Below are 13264 nucleotides of genomic sequence, written 5' to 3'. Positions count from 1 at the left end.
AGCAGGGCCCCGGGACCGGCGCAGAGGTCCCGGGGCCCGGTCTTTGCCGGCGGGGTGGTCACACCCGCCGCAGCACCGCCACCACCTTGCCGAGAATGGTGGCTTCGTCACCGGGGATCGGCTGATAGGCCGAGTTGTGGGGAAGCAGCCACACATGGCCGTCCTCGCGCTTGAACCGCTTGACCGTGGCCTCGCCGTCCAGCATGGCGGCCACGATGTCGCCGTTCTCCGCGACGGGCTGGCGCCGCACCGTGACCCAGTCCCCGTCACAGATGGCTGCTTCGATCATCGAGTCACCGACGACCTTGAGGACGAACAGCTCGCCGTCACCGACCAGCTGACGGGGGAGGGGGAAGACGTCCTCGACCGACTCCTCGGCGAGGATCGGGCCACCGGCGGCGATACGGCCTACCAGAGGGACGTAGGAGGCGGCCGGCTTGCCCGCCGTGTCCGTCGGCTGGGGGCTCGCCTGATCGGAGCCGCGCACTTCGTAGGCACGGGGCCGGTGCGGATCGCGGCGCAGGAAGCCCTTACGCTCGAGAGCCATGAGCTGATGGGCGACGGACGACGTGCTGGAGAGCCCCACCGCCTGGCCGATCTCACGCATCGACGGCGGGTATCCGCGCCGCTGCACCGAGTCCCGGATGACCTCGATCACCCGCCGCTGCCGGTCCGTGAGGCCGGAGCTGTCCGCCCGGATGCCTGGGGGCCGCCCGGGCAGCGAGCGTGCCGGCTTGGGCCCCTCCGGGGTCATGGCTGCGTCATTCATTGCATGCACCGGCTCGAGTCGGCTCTGGGAGCGATCCTGGGCAGTGATGGTGGCACTGTCTGCGGTGGTGGTCACGTCGTAGGCCCCTCTCGAGATGTTCTCCCTAGTCGGACAACGGTAGTTGCTTTCGAAAGGTTGCGCCAAACACACGTTCGAGTGAAAAATTGCAGATCACCGGACGTGATCACAAGTCCAGGTGTATGGCCGACCGATTAACCGAACAGTAATTCGGTTAATTACGGTACCGCCTGCCTTCGGTGGCCCCGCCGCCGGGTCTGTCTCCAGTGTGGCACCCGAGGACCCCCGAGCCGGGTACCGAACCCGTTCCCGTACCCTCGTGGCTGGCCGGAACTGCGCGACACGCCCGGAGTGATATCGCGGCCGGACACCAGATGTAGTGGTTGGATGGATTTGGCCGCCCAGAAGTTGTGTTCTGCGGTCCGTCGAGGCCCTGGATATCGCCTATGCTGGTGGCTGCTTCAAGGGGCCCTGGCGGGCTCGTTGAGGCTATTCAGTCGTGCCGAAAAGGAGGGTTGGGAACCATGCACTGCCCCTTCTGCAGGCACCCCGACAGCCGCGTCGTCGACAGCCGCACCACAGACGACGGCACGTCGATCCGCCGCCGCCGCCAGTGCCCCGACTGCTCCCGCCGATTCACCACGGTGGAGACCGCGTCACTCATGGTGATCAAGCGCAGCGGCGTGACGGAACCCTTCAGCCGTACCAAGGTCATCTCCGGCGTGCGCAAGGCGTGCCAGGGACGGCCGGTGACCGAGGACGCCCTCGCCAAGCTCGGCCAGCGGGTCGAGGAGGCGGTACGCGCCACCGGGAGTGCCGAACTGACCACGCACGACGTGGGGCTGGCCATACTCGGCCCGTTGCAGGAACTCGACCTCGTCGCGTACCTGCGCTTCGCGTCCGTGTACCGGGCGTTCGACTCGCTCGAAGACTTCGAGGCCGCCATCACGGAGCTGCGTGAGCAGCGGCCTCCGCTCGACGACTGCGAGCCCGGAGTGACCCGCGAGGTCCCCGTGCCCGCCACCGCCGCCGACTGACCGACCGGCCGGGCGACGGCACACCAGACCTGTCCGGGGCGCTCAACGAGCCTCGGGCACCAGAGACAGACACCGTGCCACGGGAAGATGTGGGCACTTCAGGGCGTTTTCGTCCGTATATGGGAGGCGGCATGACAGAGACGACGAGCGGTCCGGCACGAGGATCCCGCGCCAAGGGATCCAAGGCTGCCGCGGCCCGACAGGGGCTGCGCATCGAGCGCATCCACACCACCCCCGGCGTGCATCCGTACGACGAGGTGGTCTGGGAGCGTCGCGACGTCGTCATGACCAACTGGCGCGACGGCTCGGTCAACTTCGAGCAGCGTGGCGTCGAGTTCCCCGACTTCTGGTCGGTGAACGCGGTCAACATCGTCACCAGCAAGTACTTCCGGGGCGCCGTAGGCACCCCGCAGCGCGAGACCGGTCTGCGGCAGCTGATCGACCGGATCGTGAAGACCTACCGCAAGGCCGGCGAGGAGCACCACTACTTCGCCTCGCCCGCCGACGCCGAGATCTTCGAGCACGAGCTTGCGTACGCCCTCCTGCACCAGATTTTCAGCTTCAACTCGCCGGTGTGGTTCAACGTCGGCACGCCTCAGCCGCAGCAGGTCTCTGCCTGCTTCATCCTGGCCGTCGACGACTCCATGGAGTCGATCCTCGACTGGTACAAGGAAGAGGGCATGATCTTCAAGGGCGGCTCCGGCGCCGGCCTGAACCTCTCCCGTATCCGCTCCTCCAAGGAACTGTTGTCCTCCGGCGGAAACGCCTCGGGCCCGGTCTCCTTCATGCGCGGTGCGGACGCCTCCGCAGGAACGATCAAGTCGGGCGGCGCGACCCGCCGCGCGGCCAAGATGGTCGTACTCGACGTCGACCACCCCGACATCGAGGACTTCATCGAGACCAAGGTGAAGGAAGAGGAGAAGATCCGCGCGCTGCGTGACGCGGGCTTCGACATGGACCTGGGCGGGGACGACATCACGTCCGTCCAGTACCAGAACGCCAACAACTCCGTCCGGGTGAACGACGAGTTTATGAAGGCCGTCGAGAACGGCGGCAAGTTCGGGCTGCGCGCCCGGATGACCGGCGAAGTCATCGAGGAGGTCGACGCCAAGTCGCTCTTCCGCAAGATGGCCGAAGCCGCCTGGGCCTGTGCCGACCCCGGCATCCAGTACGACGACACGATCAACCACTGGCACACCTGCCCGGAGTCCGGCCGGATTACCGCGTCGAACCCCTGCAGCGAGTACATGCACCTGGACAACACCTCGTGCAACCTGGCCTCGCTGAACCTGATGAAGTTCCTCAAGGACGACGGCAAGGGCACCCAGTCGTTCGAGTCCGAGCGCTTCGCCAAGGTCGTCGAGCTGGTCATCACCGCGATGGACATCTCCATCTGCTTCGCGGACTTCCCCACCCAGAAGATCGGTGACAACACCCGCGCCTTCCGTCAGCTGGGCATCGGTTACGCGAACCTCGGCGCCCTGCTGATGGCGACCGGCCACGCCTACGACAGTGACGGCGGCCGGGCGCTCGCCAGCGCCATCACCTCGCTGATGACCGGCACTTCGTACCGGCGCTCGGCCGAGCTCGCCGCGGTCGTCGGCCCGTACGACGGCTACGCCCGCAACGCCGAGCCGCACCAGCGCGTCATGAAGCAGCACGCCGACGCCAACGCCAGGGCCGTCCACATGGACGACCTCGACAACCCCGTCTGGGCCGCCGCCACGGAGGCCTGGCAGGACGTCATCCGCCTCGGCGCCAAGAACGGCTTCCGCAACGCGCAGGCCTCGGTCATCGCGCCGACCGGCACCATCGGTCTCGCGATGTCCTGCGACACCACCGGCCTCGAGCCCGACCTCGCCCTGGTCAAGTTCAAGAAGCTGGTCGGCGGCGGCTCTATGCAGATCGTCAACGGCACCGTCCCGCAGGCTCTGCGCCGCCTGGGCTACCAGGAGGAGCAGATCGAGGCGATCGTGGGCCACATCGCCGAGCACGGCAACGTGGTCGACGCTCCGGGTCTGAAGACCGAGCACTACGAGGTCTTCGACTGCGCCATGGGCGAGCGCTCCATCTCCGCGATGGGCCACGTCCGCATGATGGCGGCCATCCAGCCGTGGATCTCGGGCGCGCTCTCCAAGACGGTCAACCTCCCGGAGACCGCCACCGTCGAGGACGTCGAAGAGGTCTACTTCGAGGCGTGGAAGATGGGCGTCAAGGCGCTCGCCATCTACCGCGACAACTGCAAGGTGGGCCAGCCCCTCTCCGCCAAGAAGAAGGAGAAGGAGAAGGCCGAGGTCACCGAGAAGGCCGAGGAGACGATCCGGGCCGCGGTCGAGAAGGTCGTCGAGTACCGCCCGGTACGCAAGCGCCTTCCGAAGGGCCGCCCCGGCATCACCACGTCGTTCACCGTGGGCGGCGCCGAGGGCTACATGACCGCCAACTCCTACCCGGACGACGGTCTCGGTGAGGTGTTCCTGAAGATGTCCAAGCAGGGCTCGACCCTCGCGGGCATGATGGACGCCTTCTCGATCGCGGTCTCGGTCGGTCTGCAGTACGGCGTCCCGCTGGAGACGTACGTTTCGAAGTTCACCAACATGCGCTTCGAGCCGGCCGGTATGACGGACGACCCGGACGTGCGGATGGCGCAGTCGATCGTCGACTACATCTTCCGCCGCCTCGCGCTCGACTTCCTGCCGTTCGAGACCCGCTCCGCCCTCGGTATCCACTCCGCCGACGAGCGTCAGCGTCACCTGGAGACGGGTTCGTACGAGCCGTCGGACGACGAGGTCGACGTCGAGGGGCTGGCCCAGTCCGCCCCGCGGCAGGCCGAGCCGCTGAAGGCGGTTGCCGCGCCGAAGACCGGGGCCGTCGCGGTCGACGAGGCCCCGAAGGAAGCGCACACGTCCGCGGAGCTGGTCGAGATGCAGCTCGGCATCAGCGCCGACGCGCCGCTGTGCTTCTCCTGCGGTACCAAGATGCAGCGTGCGGGCAGCTGCTACATCTGCGAGGGCTGCGGCTCGACCAGCGGCTGCAGCTAGAACTGGGCGGAATTGCATCGAGTGCAACACTCGGCCAACGCTCACCTGAGAAGTAATCCCTGATGGGAGGGGCGTCAGCCTCGCGCTGACGCCTCTCCCGTGGTGTGCCCAGCATGGGCGATTGCTTGGGGGTGGGAGTCCCTCTGGGGGAAGAGGTGGTGCTAACCCCGAGCCGGAGGCAGGGGCGTCATCGTGAGGTGGATGCAACACGAAGCTCGCCGGAGAGGCTTGTCGCGGCGGTGCCGTGATGGCAGGCTCGTGGGCATGATCAAGAGAATCGAGTCCTCCGTCCGCCTGTGAGCGAGACGCCCGGGACTGGACTGCCCGGAACTCGGACAACGCTGTTTCGCCACGTGCTCCGACTGCATCGGCTGTCGCCGGACAAGCCCCTGCCACGCGACGGTGAGCCGTATCCCGATGAGGAACGGCGCCGACGTGAACCACACCCGAAAGCGCCGCGCGACCGCAGGATCGTGGGAGTCGACGTCGCCCGGATTCTCGACGAGCACTTCGCCGAACCGAGCGCTGTACCGAGTGCGCTGTGCGACCGCTTCCATGACGTCTACGTGCCGATGCACCACAACGAGCACATCGCCGCCGCCGCAGTGACGGCTGGGGAAGTCCGAGCACGGGAAGCCGGCCGTTGGTTGGTGCGACACGGAACCGATACCTGCACCGTCACGGTCGGCTTGGCCTTGCTCGCCGCCGTCGGCACGGCAGAGGACATTCCGCTGATCCAGACCATCGGGTTGCTCTCCTGCACCTTCGGCCCGCTCGCAGCGCGGGCCCTCGAACGGTTGTCCGGCGGCGCAGATGCGCTGACCTGGCTGGCAGAACGGGTGACCGGCTGGGGTCGGGTCTACGTGGTGGAGGCTCTGTGCCGGCTCGTGGATGGCCATCCGGCCGTCCGGCCCTGGCTGTTGCGGAGAGCGGCCGACGGCGGCTTCCTCAATGGCTACTTCGCTGGCCAGGTCGCGCGGGTGGCCAAACTTCATGAGGCTGTCGCTGCGTTTGGGGACGACGCCGAACTGGTTGACCACACGACGCGGCTTCTCCATGTGATGACGTACTGCGAGGGCATGGGTACTTCTCTCCGGCGCTACCCGCACGCGGTCACGGTCCTGGAGGCTCGCGTCCGTTACCTCGGGCACCTCGAGCCGACAGTCGAGCGTTACTTCGCCGCGGCGACGATCGCCCAGTACCTGACCAAGGAGACACCCGTCGCATCCGATGATCCCGGCCTCAAAGCGTGTTGGGAGCAGAGCCGCACTGCCTACCTCACGCTGCTCGACCAGGAGGACTGGTGCGACACCGCGCGTGAGGGACACGAGGCCGAGGACGCTCGGCTCACATGGCTGGCCGGCTCCGTGGCACCGGAGCTCAAGCTGAGGGCCTTCCTCAACGATCAGCCGAGTGCGGCGGAATAGCGCAGCCAGGAATAGGTGCTCTGCGCCGGTACGTTGCCCGGGTAGACGGAAGGTTCTGAGGGGCGGTGAGCCGGTCGGCTCACCGCCCCTCAGCCGCGGCTACGGCTCGGTATGGGCGCGCGGCTGGGGCGCCGTCCGGGCCGTGTGGGGCCGGGGTCCGGGCACGTGTGGGGCGGGGGCCGGCGCCGCGGTTCGTCAGGAGTCGATGCGGCCCATCGTCGCTGCGAAGGCATCGGGATCGCCGCCGAAGCCCCGCACATCGGCGACCAGACCCCAGGTGCCGCTCTCCCGCGTGAACTCGGCGACGGTCGCGGCCGTTGAGCCGTGCACGTCGGTGAAGTCGTCCTCGAACAGCGTGGTATGTCCTTCCACCAGCCGGACACCGGAGTTCGGTATGTCGCCGAACGTCATCTCCTCACCAGCCTGTTGTATGGCCACGCCGACCACCACGCGCGAGTAGGCGGCGGACAACCGGTCGAGCTCCAGGGTCATGACCTCGTCGAATCCGAAGCCCTGGCCGGTCCGGCTGTCCCTGTTCAGGATGATCGTGCCGTCCGGCGACCGGCTGTCGAAGTGCACGAGGTAGGCCGCGGGACCCTGCGGATTGTCCGCGAGATACGTCGCGGCGATGATGTCGAGGTCATGGGCCGGTGCGCCGATCGGGCTCGGGTCCCACCTGAGCATCACCTGAACTTTGCGTATCCCCTTGCTGACGCTGCTCACGAACTTTCCTTCCCGGTCGACGACTTGGAGCCAGGCTAGTGGCTCGAGCGCTGACGTTGACCGGGGTTGCCCCTCCCCGCATCGCGCTCGCGGAGCCCGGCCCCTGCCGGAGGTGGCGGCCGCCTCCGGTACGCCACCGCTGCTGAGCGGGACATTCGCAGCCGGTCGACCGGCTGCCCTTGCGGTCCGGGAGATGCACGAGACCGCTGAGGCTTCGGGGTTCGTTCGTCGGTCGCCCGAGACGGCGGACGCCTTCGTGTTCTCCCGGACCCGGTACGTCTACGTCCCCCCAGTGGCTCGCCGACCGGCGGATCGCCGTCGTCCATCCGTCGATCGGTCCGCTGCCGGTCAGAGCCGGCCACGCCAACCGATCCGCTTGTGCAGCACCTCGTCTCCACCGGGTAGCGCCCCCCATGGGGCAGACCTCTCGCGAGGATTCCCTCAAGGACATGGCCGGTGCAATGGCATCCGTCGCCGTCGGCGATTATCCGGGGGGAGCGGCCCGAGTCGCGACGGTGGGCCGGCAGGTCGGCGACGTGAGCGCCGCGCGGACCGGCAGCCTGGGGGCGCGCCGGCGTCAGCCCTGACAAGGCGTGCGAGCGGAGCTGAGTACCCTGCGCGAAGCGGTGAGCGACGGCGAGGTCCGGAACGTCATGGCGCAGCTGCCGCAGGATTTCAGGGAACTCGTCGGCTCCTCGAGTTGACCCCCGATTCACCCGACCGCCCTTCGGCGGTGTGCCGACAGCCGTCGCCGGAACCGCCGTGAGCTGCAGGGGTGAGGAGGTAGCCCGCTCGGTACGTGTGGACCCCGCCTCCGACCTCGGAACGAGCCCCGGGCAGCGGGCCGAGCAAGCTCGCAAGGGCGGCAGGCCCGGTCAGTCACAGGACCTGCGTGACGTTCCCAGGCCCCCGATCGAGGAGGAACTGGACCACTGACGACGACAGGCGAACGGCATGCTGCGAAGTTGGATGCGCAGGTTCCGCGCCGGTTCTGAGCGGCTCGCTCAGTTGTTAGCTATTTAGCTACTGTGCTAAAAAGTGAACATGACGCAGGACAGAGACGACGAGGTCGGAGTCTTCAGGGCTCTTGCCGACCCCACGAGGCGGCAGATCCTGGAGGATCTGCGCGCCGGAGAGCTGGCCGCCGGAGACATCGCGGGCCGGTTTCCGATCAGCGCGCCGTCCGTGTCGCGGCATCTGGGCGTCCTGAAGTCGGCGGGCCTGGTGCGGGAGCGGCGCGAGGGCAACCGGATTCTGTACTCGCTCGTCGAGGAACGGCTGGCGGCGTCGGTCGGCAGGTTCCTGAGCGCGGTGTGCCCGGAGCAGATCGTCCTTCGCCACAGCCGGCGCAGGGGAATCGAGGGGGAGGGCAAGGCATGATCGCTCCGCGACTTTCGGGCGTCATAGAGAGACGCCTGCTGGTGAACTACCGCGTCGAGCCCGGCATGGCCGCGGCGCTGCTGCCGGGGCCGCTTCGGCCGCAGCTGGTGCGAGGCTGGGCGGTCGGCGGGATCTGTCTGCATGGAACTCCACACGGACGCCTGGGGAGTGGAGGCGGCGGAAATCAGGTTGGTGCGTTCGTCGTTCTTCGAGGACCCGGACCGCTTCCCGCCCGGCAGCGCACTCGTGGACTCCGCCCTGCTGATGCGGGACGTACCGGTGCGTTGGCACCCGCTGCCGCCGCCTCTCGTCAGCGCGGGATACGGCGTGGCCGTCGCGAGCTGATCTCTTCGCGACGCGAAGTACGCCAGTCCGTCGGAGTGTGACCGGCGTCATGCCGTGCGCCGTACGATGGCGCGGTGCTGGTCAAGTGGATTCGCTGCACGGTGGTTGACCGTCGAGGTTTTGAGCGGGGGCAGCGAAAATGGGCGGGGCTGCTGGGTGAGCCGGGATTCCGGGGACAGGGCGGGGGCTGGAGCAGGGGGCGGCAGGGGGTGGCCCATGTGTTCGCCTTCTGGGAGAGCCGGGCCTTCTACGACTCGTTCATGGCGCGCTCGCACGACCGCCTCGCGGCCGCGCAGATCGGCACGTACAAGGACATGCAAGTCAGATTGTTCGACTACCGGTTCGATGTGAAGACCGGTTTCGAGCCGCGGTTCACGGACGCCGACGTGGTGCGGGTCGCGCACTGCCGAGTCCACGAGCATCGCGTCGAGCACTTCGCGCTGATGCAGGAAAAGGTCTGGAACCCCGCGATGGCTGGGTCTCCGGGGATGCTGCGCGGCCTGTTCGGTGAGGCGCCCGGCCACGAGTTCCTGGTGCTGTCGATGTGGAAGTCCGCCGCCGAGCACGGCAAATACCGGGTGGAGAGGGTGGAGCGGCTCTCCCTGCGCGCGCAGACGGATGCGGACGTCGCGGCGTTGGCCGGTGACGTGGTGGAGCTCGAACCGTCCTGGACGGTGTGAGCGGGCCACCTGCTGATCACCCACGGCCGACAGCTGCGCGGTGGATCGCGCGCGGTTGGTTCAGGGCCGACCGGCGGGCCGGGGCAGCGGGCCGGTGCTGTGGCCGCATGCGCCGGATGGAGGCCGGTCTGCTCGGCGGAGCCGCGTCCGTTCTAGGGTCGTGGTATGGCACGACCGCGGCGCATTGTCCTTGTCAGACACGGAGAATCGGAGGGCAATGCCGACGACACGGTGTACGAGCGCGTGCCGGACCATGCCCTGCGGCTGACGGCCACCGGGCGCCGGCAGGCTGAGGAGGCGGGGCTTCGGCTGCGGGAGCTGTTCGGCGGGGAGCGGGTCAGCGCGTACGTCTCTCCGTACCGGCGCACGCTGGAGACCTTCCGCTGCTTCGGCCTCGACCCCTCCCTCGTGCGCGTCCGGGAGGAGCCGCGGCTGCGCGAGCAGGACTGGGGGAATTGGCAGGACCGGGAAGACGTACGGATGCAGAAGGCATACCGGGACAGGTACGGGCACTTCTTCTACCGCTTCCCGCAGGGCGAGTCCGGAGCCGACGTCTACGACAGGGTGGGGGCCTTCCTCGAGAGCCTGTACCGCAGCTTCGAGGCACCCGACCACCCGCCGAACGTCCTGTTGGTCACCCACGGGCTGACCATGCGGCTGTTCTGCATGCGGTGGTTCCACTGGTCGGTCGCCGAATTCGAGTCCCTTTCCAACCCCGGCAATGGGGAGTCGCGCATGCTGGTGCTGGACGAGCGAGGGCGCTACTTCCTTGACCGTCCTTTCGAACGCTGGTGCACCCCCGAGACGTACGACATCACCGGCTAGAGTGGCTGTGCGATGACCGCTGACTCCTCTCCCGACCGGCGCTTCGAACGCGCTCTGGCCAGCCTGCGTGGACTGGCCGTGGGTGACGCCCTGGGCTCCCAGTTCTTCGTACCCGCGAACTACCCGCTGCTCAAGCGGCGGGATCTTCCGCCAGGGCCCTGGCAGTGGACTGACGACACCGAGATGGCCTGCTCCGTCGTGTCGGTGCTCGTCTCGCACGGCCGTATCGACCAGGACGCGCTCGCGCGTTCCTTCGCCGAGCATCACGACTTCGACCGCGGCTACGGCCCGGCGGTCAACCGGATGCTGCGCCTGATCAGGGAGGGCGGCGACTGGCGCGAACTCGCCTCCGCGCTCTTCAAGGGCCAGGGATCGTGGGGCAACGGCGCCGCCATGCGTATCGCCCCGCTCGGTGCCTGGTACGCGGACGACCCCGAGCAGGCCACGCACCAGGCGGAGATCTCGGCCTACACCACGCACCAGCACCGCGAGGCGGTGGTCGGGTCGATGGCCGTGGCCGCCGCTGCCGCGCTCGCCGCCTCCCCGGACGGGCCCCCCACCGCGGAGGCGCTTCTCGACGGTGTGGTCGCGCTCGTACCGCGCAGCGCTGTCGGCGCTGGTCTCCGGCGGGCCCGGGACATGCTCGACTACGGCGATGCCGGTACGGTCGCCGCGGTCCTCGGCTGTGGACGGCGTACCAGCGCCCACGACACCGTGCCGTTCGCCCTGTGGTCAGCGGCCAGGAGCCTCGACGACTTCGAGCAGGCGTTCTGGACGACGGCCCAGGTGGGCGGGGACGTGGACACCAACTGCGCCATCGTCGGCGGCGTGGTGGCGGGGCAGACCGCGCTGCCGCCCGCCAAGTGGCTGGAGCAGACCGAAGAGCTGCCCGCCTGGACACCCGTCGGAGTCGGCTGAAACCTGCCGCCGCGGCTTTGACTGTCACGGTCCTGCCACAGCCCGGCCCCGGAGCCCAAGGCTCGGCACCGGCCGGTTTAGCCTGTCGGCCACGCCGCCTCGTTGATCTTGAAGGCGGTCGCCTACGAGACACCGGGTCGAACGCGCCTGCCTTGCTGCTGAGCGGGACCCGGTCGGGAGGGGGTCCCGTGTCCGAAACACCGTCCACATCACCCTCTGGTGATGAGCCGCGGGACGCGGTGCCGTCGCCGAGGGCGGTACCGCACGAGGCGGCTCCGTCGCGGACGTCGGACCGGACGCCACGATCTGCGGCAGGATCTACCGCAGAGGCAGGTCCCGTGCCGGCAGCCGCGGCCGAACCCGCGTCGGTATCCGGGTCAGGAGCCGCGGCCGAACCCGCGCCTGAGCCGGTGGCGCGTTCCGCACCGCGATCGGCGCCGCCCCAACAGCCGCGGCAGCAGGTGCCCTGGCAGCCTCCCCGGGCGGAGCCGCCCGAGTGGCTCACCGCCGTGAGCGCCGCCGATCCGGCCGCTGTCCGTCCGGCCACGCTGTGGTCGGTCCTCGCCACCGCGCTGTTCAGCGCGGTGCTGCTCGGCGACGGCCTGGGGCTCAGCCTCCTGCTGACGGCTCTGCCGGCCGCGCTGGCCGCTTTCTTCGCCGCACAGGCCGCCGGCCGCCGGCTGCGCCCGTGGACAGCGGTCTGGGGACTCGGCGGACTCGCGCTGCTCGTGGTGCCGGCTCTGCGCGACGCAGGCTGGCCTGTATTTCTCGCCGTCCTCTCGGCGCTGGCGTGCGGTTCCCTGGTCTTGCACGGCGGCCGCACCTGGCTGGGTGTCCTGGTCGGCCCGCTCGGCATCTTCGGATCGCTCGGTTCCGGGATGGGCTGGGCCTGGAAGGGCCTGCGTGACCGCGCCGACGGTTCCAAGGAGCGCTGGGGGCCCATTGTTCGTACGACCGCAGTGGCCGCCGTCCTGCTGCTTGTCTTCGGCGCGCGTTCGCGGGCGCCGATGCCGCCTTCGCCGACCTGCTCGGCGGGCTGGCGCCCGACGTCTCGCTCGAGGACGGCCCCTGGCGGTTCTTCCTCTTCCTCCTCGGCCTGCTCGGCGCCCTCGCGGCGGCGCACACCGCCGCCGCGCCGCTGCGCTGGGACCGGATCAAGTTCAAACCGGGACGCGCGCGCGGGCGGATGGAATGGGCGCTTCCGCTGATCACACTCAATGTGCTGTTCGCGGCTTTCATCGCCGTCCAGCTGACCGCCCTCCTCGGCGGATACGACAAGGTGCTCAGCCAGACAGGCCTGACCTACGCCGAATACGCGCGCCAGGGTTTCTGGCAGCTGCTCTGGGCGACGCTGCTCACCTTGGCCGTCATCGCGGGCGCCCTGCGCTGGGCGCCGCGCGGCGGATCGCGGGACCGCGCGCTCGTGCGGTCGGTCCTGGGTGTGCTCGGTCTGCTCACCCTCGTGGTCGTCGCCTCCGCCCTGCGCCGCATGGACCTGTACGTCGATGCGTACGGGCTGACCCGGCTACGGGTGTCCGTCGCCGCGATGGAGCTGTGGCTGGGGCTGGTCGTCGTCCTGATCATGGCGGCCGGAGCCCGAGGCGGTGCAGCGGACCGACCGGGTGGAGCCCGCTGGCTGCCGCGCGCCGTCGCGGCGAGTGGCGCCGCCGCAGTGCTCGCCTTCGGTCTGCTCTCCCCGGACGCCCTCGTCGCGGAGCAGAACATCGCGCGCTACGAGCGTCTCAGCGCCGGGCAGGGCAACACACAGGACAGCCAGGACGGTCAGGGGGACACCCAGTACGGCCGGGAGTGGACCGCGGACGACGAGAGCATCGATCTGGCGTACCTCCAGGACCTTTCCGCGGATGCCGCGCCCGCCCTCGACAAGCTGCCCGAGCCGCTGCGCTCCTGTGCTCTGCGCGGCATCAACGACGCGTTGGCGGAAGACGGGGACAAGCCCTGGTACGCCACCAGCCTGGGTGAGTACCGAGCCCGCGTCATCCTCAACGAGCGGCCCGTGAAAGCGGACTGGGAAACCTGCAACGAGCTGGGTACGTTCCGGGATTCGAGCGGAGCGTATTGACGTGCGCGCGTAGGCAACGGC

Annotated in this window: 10 protein-coding genes and 3 pseudogenes; 11 read left to right on the top strand and 2 right to left on the bottom strand. The window is 68.9% G+C overall.

The window, feature by feature from the left end:
- Window positions 1-58: 58 nt before the first annotated feature.
- Window positions 59-844, bottom strand: a complete 786-nt coding sequence (lexA, locus tag AB0M62_RS13740) for a transcriptional repressor LexA (RefSeq protein ID WP_366074360.1) — start codon at window positions 842-844, stop codon at window positions 59-61.
- A 467-nt stretch (window positions 845-1311) separates the two neighbouring features.
- Here lexA and nrdR point away from each other — a divergent pair, with 467 nt between their 5' ends.
- From nrdR to AB0M62_RS13725, 3 genes are all read left to right on the top strand, one after another.
- Window positions 1312-1824, top strand: coding sequence for a transcriptional regulator NrdR (nrdR, locus tag AB0M62_RS13735; RefSeq protein WP_254371405.1), 513 nt, complete (start codon window positions 1312-1314; stop codon window positions 1822-1824).
- 131 nt (window positions 1825-1955) lie between these two features.
- The gene (locus tag AB0M62_RS13730) at window positions 1956-4862 is read left to right on the top strand and encodes a vitamin B12-dependent ribonucleotide reductase (RefSeq protein ID WP_366074359.1); all 2907 of its coding nucleotides are present in this window, start codon (window positions 1956-1958) and stop codon (window positions 4860-4862) included.
- 473 nt (window positions 4863-5335) lie between these two features.
- The gene (locus tag AB0M62_RS13725; protein ID WP_366074358.1) at window positions 5336-6289 is read left to right on the top strand and encodes a hypothetical protein; all 954 of its coding nucleotides are present in this window, start codon (window positions 5336-5338) and stop codon (window positions 6287-6289) included.
- A gap of 195 nt (window positions 6290-6484) precedes the next feature.
- On the opposite strand, the gene AB0M62_RS13720 is transcribed toward AB0M62_RS13725, so the two are convergent.
- Window positions 6485-7012 (bottom strand): TerD family protein, encoded by a 528-nt coding sequence (locus tag AB0M62_RS13720; RefSeq protein ID WP_366074357.1) that lies wholly within the window; start codon window positions 7010-7012, stop codon window positions 6485-6487.
- 413 nt (window positions 7013-7425) lie between these two features.
- Between AB0M62_RS13720 and AB0M62_RS13715 the strand changes: the two genes are divergently transcribed.
- The 8 genes and pseudogenes from AB0M62_RS13715 to AB0M62_RS13680 all read left to right on the top strand — a co-directional run bounded on the left by AB0M62_RS13715 (window position 7426) and on the right by AB0M62_RS13680 (window position 13243).
- Entirely contained in the window at window positions 7426-7599 is a 174-nt protein-coding gene (locus AB0M62_RS13715) for a hypothetical protein (protein WP_366074356.1), read from the top strand.
- A 190-nt stretch (window positions 7600-7789) separates the two neighbouring features.
- Window positions 7790-7948 (top strand): annotated as a pseudogene (locus tag AB0M62_RS13710) (DUF2795 domain-containing protein); the annotation flags it as partial.
- Window positions 7949-8056: 108 nt separating this feature from the next.
- On the top strand, window positions 8057-8392 hold the full coding sequence (locus AB0M62_RS13705) for a metalloregulator ArsR/SmtB family transcription factor (RefSeq protein ID WP_366074355.1): 336 nt from the start codon (window positions 8057-8059) through the stop codon (window positions 8390-8392).
- Window positions 8389-8737, top strand: a pseudogene (locus AB0M62_RS13700) (hypothetical protein). The gene AB0M62_RS13705 and the pseudogene AB0M62_RS13700 overlap by 4 nt, the downstream one beginning before the upstream one ends.
- A gap of 74 nt (window positions 8738-8811) precedes the next feature.
- Window positions 8812-9417 (top strand): YdbC family protein, encoded by a 606-nt coding sequence (locus AB0M62_RS13695; protein WP_366074354.1) that lies wholly within the window; start codon window positions 8812-8814, stop codon window positions 9415-9417.
- A 165-nt stretch (window positions 9418-9582) separates the two neighbouring features.
- On the top strand, window positions 9583-10242 hold the full coding sequence (locus tag AB0M62_RS13690; RefSeq protein WP_366074353.1) for a histidine phosphatase family protein: 660 nt from the start codon (window positions 9583-9585) through the stop codon (window positions 10240-10242).
- Window positions 10243-10254: 12 nt separating this feature from the next.
- Window positions 10255-11160 (top strand): ADP-ribosylglycohydrolase family protein, encoded by a 906-nt coding sequence (locus AB0M62_RS13685; protein WP_366074352.1) that lies wholly within the window; start codon window positions 10255-10257, stop codon window positions 11158-11160.
- Window positions 11161-11669: 509 nt separating this feature from the next.
- A pseudogene (locus AB0M62_RS13680) lies at window positions 11670-13243 on the top strand (DUF4173 domain-containing protein).
- Window positions 13244-13264: the final 21 nt, after the last annotated feature.

It is taken from the genome of Streptomyces sp. NPDC051219 (assembly GCF_040682335.1).
Classification (GTDB): domain Bacteria; phylum Actinomycetota; class Actinomycetes; order Streptomycetales; family Streptomycetaceae; genus Streptomyces.
The sequence above is the reverse complement of the archived record's forward strand: the minus strand, read 5'-3'. Positions and strand labels throughout refer to the sequence as shown.